This window comes from Treponema primitia ZAS-2, from assembly GCF_000214375.1.
Classification (GTDB): domain Bacteria; phylum Spirochaetota; class Spirochaetia; order Treponematales; family Breznakiellaceae; genus Termitinema; species Termitinema primitia.
Genome location: NC_015578.1, coordinates 3,969,024 through 3,988,223 on the forward strand (window position 1 = coordinate 3,969,024; position 19,200 = coordinate 3,988,223).

Annotated in this window: 16 protein-coding genes; 6 read left to right on the plus strand and 10 right to left on the minus strand. The window is 49.2% G+C overall.

The window, feature by feature from the left end:
• The first annotated feature begins 95 nt into the window (after nucleotides 1–95).
• Entirely contained in the window at nucleotides 96–1,943 is a 1,848-nt protein-coding gene (locus tag TREPR_RS17255) for a hypothetical protein (protein WP_041611287.1), read from the plus strand.
• Nucleotides 1,944–1,957: 14 nt separating this feature from the next.
• On the opposite strand, the gene mnmA is transcribed toward TREPR_RS17255, so the two are convergent.
• The 4 genes from mnmA to TREPR_RS17275 all read right to left on the minus strand — a co-directional run bounded on the left by mnmA (nucleotide 1,958) and on the right by TREPR_RS17275 (nucleotide 5,463).
• Nucleotides 1,958–3,058, minus strand: coding sequence for a tRNA 2-thiouridine(34) synthase MnmA (gene mnmA, locus TREPR_RS17260; protein WP_015709633.1), 1,101 nt, complete (start codon nucleotides 3,056–3,058; stop codon nucleotides 1,958–1,960).
• Complete coding sequence (locus TREPR_RS17265; protein ID WP_015709634.1) at nucleotides 3,055–3,657, minus strand: hydrolase; 603 nt, start codon at nucleotides 3,655–3,657, stop codon at nucleotides 3,055–3,057. Before TREPR_RS17265 ends, mnmA begins: the two co-directional genes overlap by 4 nt.
• A gap of 260 nt (nucleotides 3,658–3,917) precedes the next feature.
• Complete coding sequence (locus TREPR_RS17270) at nucleotides 3,918–4,835, minus strand: homoserine O-succinyltransferase (RefSeq protein WP_015709635.1); 918 nt, start codon at nucleotides 4,833–4,835, stop codon at nucleotides 3,918–3,920.
• A 49-nt stretch (nucleotides 4,836–4,884) separates the two neighbouring features.
• The gene (locus tag TREPR_RS17275; protein WP_041611827.1) at nucleotides 4,885–5,463 is read right to left on the minus strand and encodes a DNA-3-methyladenine glycosylase I; all 579 of its coding nucleotides are present in this window, start codon (nucleotides 5,461–5,463) and stop codon (nucleotides 4,885–4,887) included.
• A gap of 86 nt (nucleotides 5,464–5,549) precedes the next feature.
• On the opposite strand from TREPR_RS17275, the gene TREPR_RS17280 reads away from it, so the two are divergent.
• The 5 genes from TREPR_RS17280 to TREPR_RS17300 all read left to right on the plus strand — a co-directional run bounded on the left by TREPR_RS17280 (nucleotide 5,550) and on the right by TREPR_RS17300 (nucleotide 12,651).
• The gene (locus tag TREPR_RS17280; RefSeq protein ID WP_015709637.1) at nucleotides 5,550–8,426 is read left to right on the plus strand and encodes a M16 family metallopeptidase; all 2,877 of its coding nucleotides are present in this window, start codon (nucleotides 5,550–5,552) and stop codon (nucleotides 8,424–8,426) included.
• A gap of 74 nt (nucleotides 8,427–8,500) precedes the next feature.
• Nucleotides 8,501–9,079, plus strand: a complete 579-nt coding sequence (locus TREPR_RS17285) for a nitroreductase family protein (protein ID WP_015709638.1) — start codon at nucleotides 8,501–8,503, stop codon at nucleotides 9,077–9,079.
• A 53-nt stretch (nucleotides 9,080–9,132) separates the two neighbouring features.
• A complete protein-coding gene (locus tag TREPR_RS17290; RefSeq protein WP_015709639.1) occupies nucleotides 9,133–9,906 on the plus strand; it encodes an alpha/beta fold hydrolase in 774 nt (257 codons plus the stop codon).
• Nucleotides 9,903–11,459 carry a Mur ligase family protein gene (locus TREPR_RS17295; protein WP_015709640.1) on the plus strand — a complete coding sequence of 519 codons (1,557 nt, stop codon included), beginning with the start codon at nucleotides 9,903–9,905 and terminating at the stop codon, nucleotides 11,457–11,459. The genes TREPR_RS17290 and TREPR_RS17295 overlap by 4 nt, the downstream gene beginning before the upstream one ends.
• 13 nt (nucleotides 11,460–11,472) lie before the next feature.
• Complete coding sequence (locus tag TREPR_RS17300; RefSeq protein WP_015709641.1) at nucleotides 11,473–12,651, plus strand: D-alanine--D-alanine ligase family protein; 1,179 nt, start codon at nucleotides 11,473–11,475, stop codon at nucleotides 12,649–12,651.
• A gap of 54 nt (nucleotides 12,652–12,705) precedes the next feature.
• On the opposite strand, the gene TREPR_RS17305 is transcribed toward TREPR_RS17300, so the two are convergent.
• From TREPR_RS17305 to TREPR_RS17335, 6 genes are all read right to left on the minus strand, one after another.
• Nucleotides 12,706–14,229, minus strand: coding sequence for a polysaccharide biosynthesis/export family protein (locus TREPR_RS17305; protein WP_015709642.1), 1,524 nt, complete (start codon nucleotides 14,227–14,229; stop codon nucleotides 12,706–12,708).
• 643 nt (nucleotides 14,230–14,872) lie between these two features.
• Nucleotides 14,873–15,082, minus strand: coding sequence for a hypothetical protein (locus tag TREPR_RS17315; protein WP_015709645.1), 210 nt, complete (start codon nucleotides 15,080–15,082; stop codon nucleotides 14,873–14,875).
• Nucleotides 15,060–15,293: a hypothetical protein gene (locus TREPR_RS17320; RefSeq protein WP_015709646.1), complete on the minus strand. Its 234-nt coding sequence runs from the start codon at nucleotides 15,291–15,293 to the stop codon at nucleotides 15,060–15,062. The genes TREPR_RS17315 and TREPR_RS17320 overlap by 23 nt, the downstream gene beginning before the upstream one ends.
• Before the next feature lie 159 nt (nucleotides 15,294–15,452).
• Entirely contained in the window at nucleotides 15,453–15,755 is a 303-nt protein-coding gene (locus TREPR_RS18290) for an AAA family ATPase (RefSeq protein ID WP_081468694.1), read from the minus strand.
• An 867-nt stretch (nucleotides 15,756–16,622) separates the two neighbouring features.
• The gene (locus TREPR_RS17330; protein ID WP_015709647.1) at nucleotides 16,623–17,534 is read right to left on the minus strand and encodes a hypothetical protein; all 912 of its coding nucleotides are present in this window, start codon (nucleotides 17,532–17,534) and stop codon (nucleotides 16,623–16,625) included.
• Between the two features lie 15 nt (nucleotides 17,535–17,549).
• Entirely contained in the window at nucleotides 17,550–19,109 is a 1,560-nt protein-coding gene (locus TREPR_RS17335) for an MBOAT family O-acyltransferase (protein ID WP_015709648.1), read from the minus strand.
• Nucleotides 19,110–19,200: the final 91 nt, after the last annotated feature.

Below are 19,200 nucleotides of genomic sequence, written 5' to 3' on the forward strand. Positions count from 1 at the left end.
AAACCGCAATCTGGTATTCATCCATCATATAGTATACAATCCTCTTAAAAGCAACAAGTTGCAATTTGAACACCTATAGGATATCTTAGAACAGAATGAAAAAACCCATATTTCCCCGGATTGTCAGCCTCATCTTGATCTACTTGGGTGTCTTTATCCTTTTGGTAATGATCCAATTCACCAGAAAGGGAAGTTTTACCCGGCAGATCGGTTCTTTTGTGGTCTCCGGCTACTATGGAAACTCTAATGGAAATACCGCCGAAATTGCCGGGGAACCGGATTCATCCCGGGATGACCAAAAGGCGGCTCCCCAGGTCGGCGAGTACCCTCTGGACGGAGAGGTGAGCATTTTTTTTGGAGGCATGGAATTCCTGCTGACCGTTGATGATGACCATGACAGCCTGGGTATGGTAGGGGCGGACGGAAAAAAAGAAAACTCCAGACCTCTATCCATGTCTGTTTCAGGTGAAAGCGCTCGCTTCCTCCTGGCAGGCGGGGTGGAACTCAGTTTCGATACCCAGTATGCCGGCAGCAGCCAGGAACTGAGAATTTACGCCCTACTGCCTGAAGGCTTAAAACGGCTGGAACTCCCCTACCGGCCCCTGCGAAGTTCCCGGATCAGGCACAGCGGCGACGGGGAATACCAAATCATCGCCGATGGGAAAAGCTACCGTTTTAACAATTCTACGGTTGATCCCGCCAGGCGGCTTGTCCTCATGGATAGCGCTGAACCGGTTATTTCTTACGGCGCCGTTCCCGGGGGAGAGGTTTTTGATCCCTCCAACTTAATTATTTCCTCCGCCAAGGATAAACAAAGTTATGATGAAGCCCTTAACCGGTTTCTGGATCGATCCTTTCCCCTCTGGCATCGGGAAATCGAAAACAACCCAACCGATGATGCCGTCATAGCCTATATCACCGAATCAATACAGCGGAATGACTATTCGACTGCGGTGGCCGAAATACCCGAATCATTTCTGGGAAATTCCCGGCGGAACTATGAATCCTCAGCCTTTTTAGGGCGTATGGACCAGGGACTGCGTTCCATTGCCGCTTTTGAGCGAGATTCTGTCAACCGCCTCTCCCGGCTCATCCGTGATAAGTCTCCGGATTTCCTCAAGGACACCCATATCGTTGAATTTCTTGCCATCCGGGACCACAATGAGCTCCTTGACGAAACGCCGGGGATAATCGAAGCCATCGATCCCGCAGCCCTGGACCCGGCTCTGATCCCGGGTATCCTGGAAGGGTACACAGACTGGGAACTCTTCCGCAAGAATAAGGGAAACCCCTTTGAAGGGCTTACCGGCCAAGCCTGTTTTTCAATAACCGAAGATATCAAAGCGGATAAACAGGGAGAGCGTATCTTTGTATTTCACCAGGGGGAAGCCAACACGGAATTCAACCTCCGTCTGGGCGCCGCCCTGGTGGCCTTTGGGGAAAACCCCGGCCAGGAAATATGGGGGGGCATAGGCCGTTCACTGATACTCTCGGCCCTCTCCCTGGCCGACACTGCCGGGATGATTCCCCAAACCCTGGGCCTGGCCGAAAACGGTTCCTTCACCCCGGCGGGCCTTCTCAGCAGCGCTCGCATTTACCGGGTCCTCCGACTTGGCGAAAATATTCCCCGGGCGTTAAACATAGACGCCATGGCAAGTAATATCTGGACCTGGACTGCGGCTACGGCGGTGCTGGCAAATTTCAACCAGGAAAACAAGGTACTGGATATTTCCGTGTCCTTCCCCAGCGGAGAAACCCATTACATGCTCATCCGGGGTATACAGTCCTTCCAGCAGATACAGCTTTACAATATCCCCTTCCGTACTGATCCCCAGTTTGAACGTTACGATTCCTCAGGTTGGTCCTACTCTCCTTCGGAACAGACCCTGATGATCAAGATGAAGCACCGGCTGACTACGGAGCATATACAGATTTTTTATTAAGGCTTAAATGGGCTTTAAAATTCCGCAGCCTTGATAGTACCGCCGCCAACTACCACATCACCGTCATAGAGCACCACTGCCTGCCCCGGAGTAATGGCCCGCTGGGGCGCATCAAATTCAATACTCAGGGTATCCTCCCCAATCTGTTCCGCTATGGCCGGCTGTTCCGCCTGGAGGTAGCGGGTCTTCACGCTTAAGCGCAGGGGCCTTTCCAGCCGGGAATATGCAATAAGGTTAAGGTCAGAGGCGGTCAGAGATTTTGTGTAAAGGGATTCCTCAGGGCCTAGGGTAACCGTATTGTCGGCGACAGATTTGGCCTTCACATACACCGGCTCGTTCATGGCGACCCCCAGCCCCCTGCGTTGGCCTATGGTGTACCGGACCAGCCCCTTATGCCGCCCCAGAATGCGCCCCTCTTCGTCAATGATATTCCCCTGATCAAAAGTCTTCCCGCTATACTGCTCAATAAAGCTACCGTAGTCCCGGTCAGGAACAAAGCAGATATCCTGGCTGTCATGTTTCCTGGCATTCACAAAGCCCCGGGCTTCCGCAATGTCCCGGACCTGGGGCTTAGTCAATTCCCCCAGGGGAAATTGGGTATTTGCAAGCTGATCCTGGGTCATGGCATAGAGGACATAGCTCTGGTCTTTCTTTGCATCCAGGGCCTTCTTTAACAGAAACCGGCCTTCAGGGCCATCCTGTTCTATCCGGGCATAGTGGCCGGTAACAATAGTGTCAAACTCAAGCTGCCTGGCCCGTTCCAGGAGCCTGGAAAATTTGATAAACCGGTTACAGTCAATACAAGGATTGGGGGTGGCCCCCTGTTCGTAGGTTTCGATAAAACGGCGTATCACCTTGTCCCGGAATTCCCCGGCAAAGTTAAGCACATAGTGGGGCATACCCAAACGGTCCGCCACTGCCCGGGCATCGTTCACGTCATCAAGGGAACAGCAGCCTTTATGCGTGGCTCTACCATTGGCAGAGGGTTCAATATCATCATTGGTAAAGAGCTTCAGGGTGATGCCAATGCACTGGTACCCCCGCTCCAACATAAGCCAGGCCGCAACGGAGCTATCCACCCCGCCGGACATGGCGATTACGGCTTTATCCTTCATCCCTTCCCGGTAAGCCCTTCCATGAAAGCGTTGATATCACCCTCACAGGAACGCATGGCCAGGATGGTTTTTTCGATAAGCGTATCCAACTCCCAGCCCAGCATAGCCGCCCCTTTTTCGATAACCGGCCGGGAACAACCCGCCGCAAAAGCCGGGGTCTTGTACTTCTTCTTCACCGACTTCACTTCCATATCCTGAACGCTTTTTGAAGGCCGGATAATAGCCACTGCCCAGATAAGCCCGGTTAGTTCGTCGGAAGCGTAGAGTACCTTCTCCATCTCGTGTTCCGGCTTCACGTCCACGGTCAGCTCATAGCCGTGGCTGCAAACCCCGTGGATAATGTCCTCCCCAACCCCGCCCTGGCGCAGCAGCTCCGGCGCCTTGATACAGTGCTCGGTAGGAAATTGCTCAAAGTCGATATCGTGGAGCAGCCCCACGATACCCCAAAAATCCTCTTCCGCCCCATAGCCCAGGTCCCGGGCAAACCATCGCAGAACCCCCTCCACCGTAAGGGCGTGTTGCAAATGAAAGGGGTCTTTATTGTAGGTCTTTAAAAGTTCCCAGGCCTGGTCCCGGGTTATCGTTTTTGAATCAGCCATAGGGTATTTTATCCCACCCCCCGGGTAACAGACAAGGCGTTCACCAAAAAAGAGGGCGGCAGAGGGAGGAGACCTCTACCGCCCATTTCACCTCTTTTTTTTAAATGCCGGATCGGAAATACGCGGGATCCATCCGGTAAGTTTTTAATAAATGTATATTCATATAAAACATATGAATATACTAGGAATATAGCCAAAATAAAAATTTCTGTCAAGGGGATTTTGCAAAAATTTTAAAAAAAGTGACTGTCACCTTTTCCCTAAAGCTCCCCCAAGTCAAAAGGCGTCTCCTGGTACACATAGTTCAGCCAGTTCCGGAAAAATAAGTGGGCGTGGGCCCGCCAGCGAACCACCGGCTCCTTTGAAGGGTCGTCCCCGGGGTAGTAGTTCTTAGGCACGTTGATAAGAAGCCCCTTGTCCAAGTCCCGGCGATATTCCCTGTCCAGGGTCAGGGGGTCGTATTCCAGGTGGCCGGTCACGTAGAGCTCCCGACCCTCCCGGGCGGTGACGATGAAAACACCCACTTCGTCGGTTTCAGACTCAATGGTCAACTCCGGTCTAGCGGCAATGGCCTTGCGGTCGCTTTCAGTATGCCGGGACTGGGGGGCAAGGAATTCATCATCAAAGCCCCGAAAAATGGTGGTATGCCGTTCATTAACCCCATGGGGAAAGATGCCGAAAAGCTTGCGGGGCAGTTCCAGTTTCGGCACTCCATAGCGGTGATAGAGCCCTGCCTGGGCGCCCCAGCAGATGTGCAGGGTGGACCACACGTTTTTCGCCGAATAGTCCAAAACCGCCGCCAGTTCCTTCCAATAATCCACTTCCTCAAAGGGCAAGGTCTCCACCGGGGCGCCGGTAATAATAAGCCCGTCATAACGGTAATCATTCCGGATGATTTCATCAGAACTGACATAAAAACGGTCCAGGTGCCCCGGAGGGGCGTTCCGGGACTCATGGCTCCCCATACGCAGGAAACTGATATCCACCTGAAGGGGGCTATTCCCCAAAAGCCGCAAAAGCTGTATCTCCGTGTCCACCGTGGTGGGCATGAGGTTGAGTATCCCCACCTTGAGGGGACGTATATCCTGGTGTTCAGCCCGGTCATCGGTTATAACAAAGACATTTTCTTTGGTCAGGGCATTATAAGCGGGCAATGTTTTTGGAATTTTTATAGGCATGGTAAAATATAGTATAAAAAAAACGGGGAAAAAACAAGGGAGTCGATTTTCAACTCTGCCGTCTAAAACAATCCACCAGATGATCGTTCACCAACCCCGCGGACTGCATATAAGCATACACAATAGTAGACCCCACAAAGGAAAACCCCTTCTTTTTCATTTCCTTGGCAATCCGGTCCGAAAGCTCTGTGGTGGCAGGGACTTCCTTCATGGTTTTGTAATGATGGATAATGGGCTCCCCATCCACCCAGTTCCAGAGCCATTTTGAAAAAGAAACTGGGCCTTCCATCATTTCAAGAAACACCTTGGAGTTTTCAATGGCCGACTGTATCTTCCGCCGGTTCCGAATAATCCGGGCGTCCCCCATGCAGCGTTCTATATCCTTATCCCCATACCGGGCGATTTTTTCAGGGTCCATCCCGTCAAAGACTTCCCGGTACCCGTTCCGGCGCTTAAGAATAGTCAGCCAGGAAAGCCCGGCCTGAGCCCCCTCCAGGACCAGCAGCTCAAAGAGCTTCCGGTTGTTTTTCAAGGGCCGCCCCCATTCCTTGTCATGGTAATGGGTATAATCGTCATCCCCAAGACACCAGGGGCAACGGATAAGATCCTCGCTGTGGGCTTCTGCCATAAAAAGGTTATACAACTTCTAAGCAGCCCTTGCAAAGGCCGGGGCGTGCAAATTGTACAAACCCGGCAAATCACTATAATAGGAATATGTATACTTTTAAGAACCTGTCAAAAATCCCCGGCCTCATGGCCCTCACCCTGAGTCTTACCCTTTTCTCCTGCGCCACATCAGGCGCCTACAAGCCGGCCCTTTATGGAAACCTGGGGGCGCCAAAAGACGCCGTGCCCTTCATGCCCGCCGCCCGGACCGGAACCCTTCCCAACGGCCTGAAGTACTATATCCTTGAAAATGCCATGCCCGAAGGCCGGGCCTATTTGACCATGGCGGTACACGCCGGCTCCCTCCAGGAAGAGGACGACCAGCAGGGGCTGGCCCACTTTGTGGAACACATGGCTTTCAACGGGACTGAACGTTTCCCTAAGTCGGAGCTAATCGAATACCTCCGCTCCCTGGGTATGCGCTGGGGCCCGGAGGTAAACGCCTATACCTCCTACGACCAGACCGTCTACGGCATTGAAGTCCCGGTGGAGGCCGATGGAGAAGGCCGCAAAATCGTCCCTGACCAGGCCCTTGCGGTTATTGATGACTGGACCCGGGCTGTCACCTTTGCACCGGAGGAAGTGGACAGCGAACGGGGGGTTGTATTGGAAGAATACCGGACCCGGCTGGGGGCCTGGGAACGGATATGGCGAAAAATGGCGGCGGTCATCTTCAAGGGAACCCCCTACGTTGACCGCTTCCCCATCGGGGTTCCGGAAATTATCGGGAGCGCCCCCAGGGAACGGCTGGTCGATTACTACCGGACCTGGTACCGGGCGGACAACATGGCCTTAGTTTTTGTAGGCGACTTTGATGGTGAAAAACTTGAGACAGAACTGGCCTCCCATTTTTCAGCTTCTGCCCCGGCAAGTTCCCTGGAACGGCCCAGCCTTATCCCCTCCAATCCGAAAAAGGGAAACCTCGCCGTGGAGATCAACACGGATCCTGAACTGCCCCACACCCGAATCGACCTTTTCTACAAACTTCCTGTCAATAAACTTACCAATGAAACTGATCTGGCTTCTTACCGGCAGGGGATAATCAACAACCTCATCGATCGTATGTTATCCATGCGCTTTGACGAAGCCGCCCATAAACCGGACACCCCCTATACCGCCGCAGGAGCCGGGCTCAGTGAATATGCCGGGGCTGTCAATAATTATATGTTCATAGCAATTGCAAAAACCGGCAGCGCCGAAGCAGCCCTGAGCGCCCTACTTTTGGAAAAAGAAAAGATGGCCCGCTACGGCTTTACAGATTCAGAAATTGATCAGGCAAAACGGTCCCTCTTGGCGGATATGGAACGAATAGTCTCGGAAAAAGACCGGCAACATTCGTCGGGTTACCTCGACAGTTTTGTTAACCATTTTATTAACGGCGACACGCCCACCGACACGTCCTGGGATTTGAACGCCCTGACCGTACTACTCCCGGGCATCAGTACACGGGAAATTGCCGGCGCTGCAAAAAACTACTTTGCCTATAAGGACCTCACAGTATTCATCTCCGCCCCGGATGCAGATGCGGCTTCCCTGCCAAACCCCGACACGGTACGCAGGCTGGTCAAACAGAGCGAACGGGCCAGTGTCCCACGGCCAGTAAACGAAAACCTGGACGCCACACTCCTGGACCGGCGCCCAACGCCGGGAAGTATCAGCTCCGAAACCAAAGATGAATCCAGCGGCACAATACAATGGGAACTCAGCAATGGTGCAAAGGTTATCCTTAAAGAAACGAAAAACAAAAACAACCAGATCGTCCTCTACGCCATGGCTCGGGGAGGGCTTACCTCGGTACCGGAAAACCAAATAGTTTCTGCGGACCTCAGCGCAGAAATGATGAGCGCCTCCGGGGTCGGCCCATATTCCCGGTCTGATTTGGCAAAAAAACTTGCGGACAAGCAGGTTTCCATTTCTTTTGGCGTTTCGGGGATGCTGAGAAATGTCCAGGGTTCCTCCACCACCGGGGACCTCCAAACCCTCTTTGAGCTGCTCTACCTGCACTTTACCCAGCCCCGGATCGACCCCGAGCCGGTTGCTTCCCTGATCGATGACTACCGTACCGAGCTGGCCCAGCGCAACGAAAATCCGGAAGCGCTTTTCTATGACGAAGTAACCCGTACCCTCTACAATAATAATATCTACTATAAGCCCATGGCCATGGAAGATCTGGAAAAGATCAACATCGATGACGCCCTGGCTTTCCTGAAGCAGGCCAGCAACCCCGGGGATTACACCTTTGTCTTCACCGGCAACCTGGACATCCCAGCCCTGCGCAGCTTTACTGAAGCCTACCTGGCCTCCATACCCCCAGGTGAAACCTGGAACACCTGGACGGATCCCCAAATAGTCAGGCCGGAAAATGTCGAACGGGAAGTCCGAAAGGGATTGGAAGAAAAGAGCCTGGTATACCTAAGCTGGATGCTGCCCAAGACAGAATATACGGCGGCCGGGTCAGCCGCAGCGGATGTGCTGTCCGAATACCTGGACAATAAGCTGATGGAAAGAATCCGGAAACAAATGGGAGGCGCCTATTCTATCTCCGGTAACGTTTCCCTGTCGCCCCTGCCCTCGCCGGGAGAAACCACCATGAGCGTGTACTTTCCCTGCGATCCCCAGCGAGTACAGGAACTGCGCACCGCAGTTATGGAGGAACTTGAATTAGTCGCCAAGGGAACCATCGATAAAGATGCCTTTAATAAATCTGTGGAGGGGCTGAAAAAATCCTTTGACCTCAAGATGCAGGACAATGGCTATATCGGCCGGAGCCTGGCCTATTTGACCACGCTTTACAATTTGCCCCTGTCCCACCTGGAACAGCCGCCTGAGTTGTACCAAGCTGTTACGGTGCAGGATCTACAGGGGATGATGGGGAAACTTTTGGCAAGGGGGGTTGTGTCGGTGATACTCTATCCGGCTAATTAGAAAGAACACGTGAATTCTGTGCTATTGAATAGGAATTTGATGAAAGATATACTCCATTGAAAAGGAAGGACCCTATGAAAAAGATCGCTTTTTTAACCAGTTTCGCTCTTGCCGTTTTGATCTTCCAGCAGCCGAACCTTTTTGCGGCGGACGTGGATGCCCGGGCTATCGGGGTCATCACCGGCCACTACGCCCCCCGGAATTTTGCCGCCGGTTCGGTAAGCCGCACCGACCTGGACAAGATCCTCTCGGCGGCGGTCCGTGCCCCCAGCGCCAGTAACCGCCAGCCATGGCATTTCACGGTGGTCCAGGACCAGAACCTGACCAAGCAAATCGTTTCTAACATCACCGACGGCAACATCCTCATCGTCATCTCAGGCCCCGGGGACAGCAAAACCAACGGCGCGGTTATGCTGGACTGTGGCCTGGCAACCCAGAGCATCTATCTAGCAGCCCAATCCCTGGGTCTGGGCTCCCGGATCTACACCGGCCCCATAGACGCCCTCAACTCCAAGCTCAAGGCGGATCTCGGCCTCCCCAGCGGCTACAGCGCCGTTGCCCTGGTCCGTATAGGCCGCCTCCCCGCCGGAGCTGACGCCGTAAGCGGCGCCTCCACCCGGAAAGCCCTGAATGACCTGGTAACATACAAGTAACAGTACGTGTTTTCTTGACACCCCTGCCCTCCACGGGTACAATTCCTGTACAAATGGATGTCAAAGGTATCGGAGTACATTATTTCAACCAAGGCCAAGGGGATACGGTGCTGTTCCTCCACGGGTGGGGCTCAGAATTTGGGTCGTTTAAGCAATTCCTGGACAACATTGCCCCCTACTATCGGGTCTGCGCCCTGGACCTGCCGGGCTTCGGGGAAACCGGGGAACCCCCGGAAGGCTGGTCGGTGGATGATTACGCGGATTTTGTCCTCGCCTTCATGGAACAACTGGACATCGAAAAGGCAATACTCATTGGCCATTCCTTCGGGGGCAGGATCATCATAAAACTGGCAAGCAGGAAGGTTCTGCCGATAAAAATCGAAAAGATCATCCTGATAGATTCCGCAGGAATACGACGAAAAAGAACCGCCAAGCAAAAAATCAAACAGTGTTTTTATAAGGCCGTAAAGCAGCTCATTTCCCTGGAATACCTACGCCGGAAATTCCCTGAAGCCCTGGATCAATGGCGGCGAAAAAACAGTTCCCCTGACTACCTCAACGCAAGCCCGAGGATGCGGGAATGTTTTGTAAAGGTTATCAACGAAGACCTGACCCCCCTGCTCCCGCAGATTTCCTATCCCACCCTGATAATCTGGGGAGACGCGGATCTTGAAACCCCCCTGGAGGACGGAAAAACCATGGAACGCCTTATCCCTGATGCCGGATTAGTAACCCTGAAAAATGCCGGCCACTACTCCTTCCTGGACCAGAGCTTCACTTTTTCCCGGGTACTCGACTCATTCCTGAATATTACGAGGGCCTCATGACACTTATCCTGCAAATCGCAGTACTACTGTCCTTCATCATCTGCTATTGCCTCAGTTCTCTCTACGACTACCATATGTTTCAGCTCAATTCGTACAAACCTGCTACCCATCTCAAATGGATAGCCCATAATTTTTACAAAGCCTATTTATTACGCCACATACTGATACTGCCCATTTTCGGCGCAGCCTTCTTTCATTCCTACGCAGCCGCCGCAGTTTCATCCGCTTTGTTCTTAATACAAGCCTACTGTAACCGTCCCCGGAAAGCCAAAAAGCCCCTGGTGTTTACCAACCGGGTCAAGCGGATGCTGGTTACCAATATTCTGGCTTCAGGCGCCCTTGCTGCCTGTTCCTTCTCCCTGCCCCTTCCCCTGCAAATCGCCCTTCTTGCGCTGATAGTATTGCTAAGCCCCTTCTTTACGCTTCTATCCAATCTGATAAACACCCCCATAGAGAAGGGCGTAAACCAATGGTACATCAATGACGCAAAACGGATATTGCGGGGCATGAAGAACCTGACCATTATCGGCATCACCGGCAGCTACGGGAAAACCAGCACCAAGTATTTTTTGCACAAAATCCTGTCCGTCAAATACAACGTGCTCATGACTCCGGAAAGCTACAATACCCCCATGGGGGTGGTCAAAACCATACGGTCCCAGCTGCGCCCCTTCCACGACATTTTCATCTGCGAAATGGGCGCCAAGTATGTAGGGGAAATAAAGGAAATCTGCGATATAGTCCACCCCAAACATGGCATTTTGACATCCATAGGCCCCCAGCACCTGGAAACATTTAAAACCCTGGAAAACATCATCCGTACCAAATTCGAACTGGCAGAAGCCCTGCCAAAAGACGGGATATTGTTCCTGAATTATGAAAACGAGTATATCCGTAATACAAATTGTAATACCAAAAAAATCAGCTACGCCCTCTCAGTTGAAAACAGTGATTATACCGCCAGAAACATCTCCGCATCCGGTGAAGGCTGCTCCTTTGACCTACAATTATCGGATGGCAAAGAATACCGCTTTGTCACAAAACTGCTCGGCCTCCACAATGTAGAAAACATAGCCGGCTGCATTGCTACCGCAGATTACTTGGGCGTCCCCCCGGCAGATATGGTCACCGCAGTCCGTAGGCTTGAGAGCGTACCCCACCGACTGCAGCTTTTGAACCGTTCCGGGATGACCATCATCGACGATGCCTTTAACTCAAACATCAGGGGTGCTATGATGGCCCTGGATGCCCTGAACACCTTTGATGGCTTCAAGATACTGGTGACCCCCGGCATGGTAGAGCTTGGGGACAAACAGGACAGCTACAATCGTGATTTTGGAACAAAGGCCGCCGAACTTTGCGATTTTGTGATCCTGGTAGGGGCCAGGCAGACCGCGCCCATTGCGGAAGGCCTGCGAGGCGCCGGGTATTCGGAAGAAAAACTGTTCATTGCTGAAACGATAGAAGGGGCTTTTAAGAAGATTGGGCTTATCAACTCGGCGGGGAAGCGGAAGGTAGCGTTACTGGAAAACGATCTGCCGGATAACTATTAGGGGAGGGGAATCGATGCGGATACGGGTTGGGGTTTTATTTGGCGGGAAGAGCGTGGAGCACGAAGTTTCGGTCATTTCCGGCATACAGGCAATCAATGCCTTTGACCAGGAAAAGTACGAAATCATTCCGATTTATATGACCCGGGAAGGGGAACTCTACACCGGGGACGTAGCAGACAAGATAGAGGAATACCGGGATATCCCCGCTCTTTTAAAAAAACTCCAGCGGGTTACCCTGATCAACGAAGCCGGCAAATACCTTTTGATCAAATACCCGGTTAAAGCCTGGGGCAAACAGAGCTGCGGCGAAGTGGACCTTATCTTCCCCATAGTACACGGCACCAATGTGGAAGACGGCGCACTCCAGGGCTATTTGAAAACCCTGTCCATCCCCTTTGCAGGCTGCGATGTATGCGCCTCTGCAGTAGGCATGGATAAGTACGTTCAGAAAGCAGTCTTAAAGTACAACAATATCCCTGTGCTGGACGGTGTGCGTGTTTTATCCAGCGCCTATTACAAGGACACAGAAAAACTGCTCAATGAAATTGAACAATTCGCCCCCTATCCCATAATAGTAAAACCCTCGAACCTGGGTTCCAGCATAGGCATCAAAAAAGCCTTTAACCGCGAAGAACTGACAGACGCCTTTGAATACACCTTTCAGTACGCCCACACGGCCCTGGTAGAACACGCTTTGACCAATTTCAGGGAAATTAACTGCGCCGTGCTGGGCGATCAGGATTCAGCCATCGCCTCTGAGTGTGAAGAGCCCATCAATACGGACGCCATCCTGAGCTATAAGGATAAATACGTGTCCGGTGACAAAACAGGCTCCAAGGGGATGAGTTCCGCCAAACGGATACTGCCCGCGGACCTAAGCCCGGAACTCAGGGAAGAAATCCGTTCCCTGGCGCTGAAAACCTTTCAGGCCCTGGGCTGCAACGGGGTCTCCCGAATAGATTTATTTGTAGATAAAGACACTAATACTGTGCTGGTCAATGAGATCAACACCATCCCCGGTTCCCTGTCCTTTTATCTCTGGGAGCCCGTGGGAGTGCCCTACAAGGAACTCCTGGATAGGCTTGTCAGTCTGACCCTGAAACGGGAGCGGGAGGAGTCGAGCTTGTCGTTTTCAATAGAGACTAATATTTTAGTTAATTTTGCAGGCGGGGCTAAGGGCGGAAAGAGGTAAGGCAAAACACGGGCAATTAGATCCCGAAGGATTAGGAAAGTTTACCTGGGGCCATTAACGGGAAACAAGCAGAGTCACGCTGATAAAGGTGGTGACAATAGACAGCATGGTTGTTACCACCGGCGCATAGTGGTTAAAGTAATATAATCCGGCGTTAGTCCTGGCGGTTATTATTGTTTCCGGGCTTACAGGATCCGTCTTTTTCATCACCCGCCCGCCAATGTCCTGTATGGCCACGGATTCCCGGGAGTTCCGTTCCATGACAAACCCCCCGGCCAAGGCCACATAGTAATCCCATCCCCGGTCCGGAATGTAGGGGTAACGCCCGGGAACCGCGACCGCGCCGGCCACGGTTACAAAGTACTGCCGGAAAGGGATGATGAGCACATCGTTTCTTTCCACAAAATATTGGCTCCGGTAGCTTGAGTCGTACAGCATAGGGTTGATGTTCAGGGGAATCCGTTCCGCTCCCCGAATAACGTAGGCATTCTGGGTGTCCGATATGGCCGTGAACCAGACACGGTTCCGCTGCACCAGGGAGGCATAATTTTCCCCATGATTAAAGCGCACCGTAAGCCGATTCGCAACGTTGCTGCCGGCAATCACCAGGGAATCGCTGCTCTCCTGCACTGCGCCCTCCACAAACATAACCGGTATCAAGTCGATAATCGAAGGAACGGTAAGCTCATCAAGGTGATGCAGCGGGTAGTTATCCTGTATATCCTGCCCGGTAAGATATATCTTATCCCCGGAATCGGTTTCTGTTTCAATGTGGCGCACCAGCTCTATCCTGCTGGGATCGGCGACAGGCTCCAGGCCGGAAGCATAGCGCAGTATTAAATCTGATAAATTCTCCCCAGGTAATAATTGATATTCCCCGGGCCGCTCCACCGCCCCGTGAACGGCAACCACCCTGTCAATCCGGTTCACCTTAACAGTGTCCCCGGGCCGCAGGTAAGGATCCTGACCAAGGTCACCGTCACGCTGGGCCTTAAACAGATCATAGGTTTTACTTTGCCCGGACATGGGGATCACCGTGATATCCCGGATTGACGAATAGGCGCTTAAGGCGCCATCCATAAGCGAAGACAAACGGGCTAAAGCCCAGGCCGAATATTCCCGTGGCTCCAGGACCTCTCCTGAAACATACACCGTAAAAAGCGCCGGCTGGGTTAAAACCAACTGAACCCCGCTTAGGGGATAGTTATTGGTCACAATTGCCTCCGCCTCGGTTTTAAACTGCCGATATGTTTTCCCCGCAGCATTAACAATCCCCAAATTGGACACCCGCACACGATAACTGCTATCAACAACTATAACATAAATAACAGCTTTTCCTTCTGCCGCATAGGTGAGGGTATACATATCCCCGGCGGTTACTCTGTAATCGGGGCTGGACAAGGCAAGCAGGGCATGCTGCTCAATTGGCGAATCCTTGGAATTCCCAGGAACCTTAGAAAGCTCAGGAACTTTGGAAACCTTGGAAACTTCAGGATCCTTAGAATCTTTAGAAACCTCTGCATACACCCCAAAAATGATGGAGAAAAAGATACCCGCCAGGCAGGCCAAGCGCTTCATAGTTGTTTTCCTTGCTATTTTGTAATTGCTTACAGTTTCTTTAGATTTTAACCATAGGCATTACAAAAACCAAGGAAAACAAAAAAATATTTTAACGAATGTAGATAATACTACAAGATTTTCATGGAAAGTACCGATCATCGCCATTTCTTCGATAAGATTGTCTAAAAGCCTGTGGTAATAGTGCATTTATCATCCTTGTAAATATGGTATCGTAATCCCTATATTCTCGGGATTACGATACCATTATTTCACTATGTCAAATTTATCGAGAACTATGCGGAAAATACCCCTTTATTATGACGTTTTTCTAAAATGTGTCATTCTTGAGAAAAATAAAACAAGGTGACTGCCACCTTTGGTTTCATATATTCAGAGCCTCTTTTTGTTTTTCGATATAGCCGTTTTGGGCGGTGTTTATTCCGGGAGAGCGGAGAACATTGCGGATCCTTGTCCGGTGGGCAATACAGGCAATATGAAAAGCGTCTTTTGGAAAGCCGCTTATGCGGTACTTGGGGTTGGTGGGATGGGTTTTTCGGCTCCCCGGTAAATAGCGGAATCTGCAACGGCTTCAAGGGAACGGAGGGCATCATCAAAACTCTGTATTGCCTGGGTAAGACTACTTAAGGTATCAGTATCAGTTTCATGGCAAAACTGTAATTCCTGTTGCAAAAAGGTCAGCTCGGCAAGGATAAGAGTTTGGGGATCGGCGGTGGGTTTGGGCCTCTTGAAAAACGGTTAAAGCGCCGGTAATCCCCGTTTCATAGGCGATACGGCCTTCAAGACCTTTGCGGCCTAAATCAATATCGTTGGCATGGGAAGTGAGGTCATCAAGAAAGGAAATCAGAGCCATATTTCGCTACCGCCTCCGACAAATTCCAGCCGGTCTTTAAGAGGGCGCCAAGGCCAAGGTGTTCCTTGTAGAATTTTGCCAGATATGGCGCTAAGGGTATCTGTTTTTTAAGTTTTTCGGCCTCCACCAATTTACCCTGTTTTTCCAGTTCAAGGCTTTTCATTCGCATATCGAGTTTTTCACCTATGGTCATACTTTGGGCTTGCGGCATAAAAATTCTCCCTGATTTGAGTATACCGGGTTCTACGGGGGGCTGGGCAAGGGAAATTTCTTATAGAAGGGTAACCGCTAGGGGGAGAAATTGGGCTTTCACCGTTTTCGATTTTAGTTTCAAAGTTGTTTTATCCAGCCCATTTACTATAGATTCTCGTTAAATTAATTTTACAGCATTAATTGCCTGATCCAGAAAATCCTTCACGGCATAGCTTAAAGGATGCACCTCAATCTGAATATACCGCCCGGCCAAATAAGTCGCCGACTCCCCTGACAAAAGATGGGCATTGCTTCCGGTGATGTACAAATCGCATTTTTCTTCAGCAAACAAGGACCGCACTGCAATCTCAAACCGGATTATATCCTGAATCTCGTCAATAAATACATACTTTGCCTTTTGTGCATCAAGTCGGCTCGCAATGTGCTGATATAAATCACTATCGTTCGTATATCCCAGTATTCGGCCAACTCAGTATTGATATAAATGACAGCGGCCTGGGGGGTTTCCTTCCTGATTTCATCAATCAGCTAGTACAGGATATCGCTCTCTCCCGCCCGCCGCTAGCCGGCCAATACCTTGATAATATAGGAATTAATATAGGGCTGTATCCGTTAGATATAAAAGAGCCTAGGGGTGTATTTTGGGATGGATTCCATCATGATGGAAAGAGTAAATACATAGCAGAATAAGTTTATTATGACATTTTTCTAAAATCTTTCATTCTTGAGAGAAAATAAAATGCCACACCCCATCCATTAATGGTGCAACAATAAGTACCTTCTAAATATTGACTAAAAATTTCCGCGCCTTTATAGTTTAAATGATTAATTCCATCAATCATTAATTTCAATAAACAAAGACTATCTTTACAGATTTTTTACTCCATATCGAGATTTGTAAAATAATTTTCCAGATACTGACTGAATATCACAGCGCCTTTATGATTTAAGTGAGATATATCCATATAAGCGGATTCAGGCAAAAAAAAATTGGAATAATCTAGCTAAGTTGTACCTTGTAAATAAGTATCGTGATAGTTGATTAGCTTTTCCAAGTGGTAATATACTAGACAAAAAATATTTGATATGCAAAAAGCGATACTCAAGGATAAGATAATTCTAAAAACCTTATTTACAACTACCATATTTTTATGTTTTCAAATAACCCAGCTTTATCCAGTTTGATAATCTGGCATCATACAAAACAGGGACAACCAGATCACGTTTTCACAAAGACTATCTTTACAGGATTTTATCTTATTCAATGTCTGTAAAATAATCATCTAGATACTGACTGAATATTACTGCACCTTTATGATATCTAAAATTAGTTTGCTATCCCAATGTATCGCGTAATATCTTGTACCAACCGAGCGGTTCGGATTTCCCGGCCCTTCGAGTTAAGGTGGTAGGCTGTATCGTAAAAATAATTCGTAGGAAAGCAATAATCTTCCGGGGACGAGATAACCGTCATCGCTCGTTCTTCCTGTAAAGCCATATCTAATTCATTGATCATGTCTATAGAATATTGAAATGATATTTCCTCATAGGAAGGGTAAGTAATAAATACCTGAATCCCCTGTTTTTTAAAAGAATCGACAATACGATAAAACGCGGAAAGATAGGATGCGTTGATCTTTCCCGATACAGACAATGATTCAAATGGCTGATTTTCTAATTCTAGATGTTTTATGTAATCACCGTATTCATTAAACCCATCCCGTGAGTATGAAATAGGATTGGACGACCGAGGTATCAAAGCAAGTATCTTGTTTTTTGCATAAATAATGAAACTGTTTCCGAAAGGCATCTTATAAAACGATGAATGCTTTGCAAGCGGATAGTTATGCATATCAAAAATCAGCTCGTAAGCAGGTACACTACCATTCCAGGCATCAGTAAAACATTGGTATTCTGGAGCTATTACCAGTATATCGCCTGTACTGAGATAGGGCATTATGTCATCAAGGGTGCGACCTAAACCGATACCAACATGAATTCCGGTATTTATCACAGAAATATTTAGCGTTTCTTGCATCATTTTACTATCAATCCCAAATGCAAGATTTGACCCACCTGCAAGAACAATACGTGGCGATTCGGTGTTTGATAACCTTTGATGTTTATCAATAATCGCAAACAAATAATTATTATGTGAAGATGGAAGCAACACAATAATTAGCATAGGTATAAAAAGCAAGAAGAAAAGAACAACTAATTTATAAAATAATTTTTTCATTGTGTGCCAAATATTTTAAAAAGTAAAATAGATAAATTGCGAGGTATCCACATTCCAATTCAGAATGATGGCCAGAATCAACGCATAGTATCCAGCCCAACGAATGACCAGAGGGAGGCATATTACCCGTTTTGTCTCCGCAATAACTTTTGTCCACCAATCACCAAAGAGCAGTATTACTATCAATATCATAGAAAAGAACCAATTGAATAGTCCAAATCCCATAATTGAATGGATCACACCCTGACTTTTTGCCCCTAACTGAAACGCAATCCGTGCCGTACCGACAATACCCTGCTTCGGAATCAGTGCAAAATATTCCACACACTCAGCCAGGAGGGTGGTCAGTTTCCCAATTATAAGAACTGCATCCCTTGTAGTATTTGCGCGGAAAAATATCCAGGCCAAGCATACAAGCAAAAAAGTGAAACCCATCTGCAAAACTGGGATTTTCTTGAGCCCCTCACTAACCCGTTCGGGGATACTCCGTTCAATTACCTGGAATAGCCCATGTAAAAGCCCCCAGATTACAAAATGCCAAGCGGCTCCATGCCAGAGGCCGCTAAGCAAAAAAGTAAAAAGCAGATTCAGCTTTTGCCTGAACATACCCTTCCGGTTGCCACCCAGAGGAATATAGATATAATCTTTGAGCCAAGTAGAAAGGGAAATATGCCAGCATCGCCAAAATTCGGTGATTGACTTGGAAAAATAGGGCCTTCGGAAATTAGTCATCAGATCAAAACCCAGAACCCGAGCTGTACCGATTGCGATATCCGAGTAACCTGAAAAATCACAGTAAATCTGAAAAGTAAAAAAGAAAGTCGCCAAAAGCAGCGCCGCTGCAGGATATACACCGGGTTCACCATAGACAGTGTTTACATATACCGCGATACGGTCGGCAATAACAACCTTTTTGAACATCCCCCAGGTAGCAAGCTTCAAGCCTGAAGTTACCCGGTCGTAATTAAAGGTATGGTCAACTTTAAATTGGGGCAACAGGTTTCCGGTTCGTTCAATCGGCCCTGCAACCAGTTGGGGAAAAAAAGTGACAAAAAGGGCGTAGCTCACAAAATTCCGTTCCGCCGTCACAGTTCCACGAAACACATCAATCGAATAACCCAAGGCTTGAAAAGTGTAAAAGGAAATCCCTACCGGCAGAAGCACACTGAAGGCGGGAAATGTTGCGCTGAGTCTCATTTTGAACAGGAGAGGATTCACGGTATCAGCAAAAAAATTATAGTACTTGAAGAAAAACAGGATGCCCAAATTCAAAACCAGGGACTCGATAAGGATGAATTTCCGCCTCTCCTGCGTTGCCCCTGCCATCAGTATCCCAGACAGCCAAGTAACGACAACTGAAAATAGCATCAGCCCAAGGTAGACCGGATTCCACCAGGCATAGAAAAACAAAGATGAGGTAAGCAGAAGAAGTCGGGACAGGGTGTTGCTACCAATCACTCCGATAGGTTTACTAAGATATGCCGATTCTCGTCTTTTCGGAAATATGGCAATGACAAAATACAGCGCCGAAACGACCAAGAAAAATACCAGAAACTGCCAGGAATTGAAATTCATCGAAATTTCCTATCGCCTTTATTCAGAAGAGGAATATCAACTATTGAATTCAATGAGATTGGATTTTAGGAAAAATAGAAAAACTGGGCGT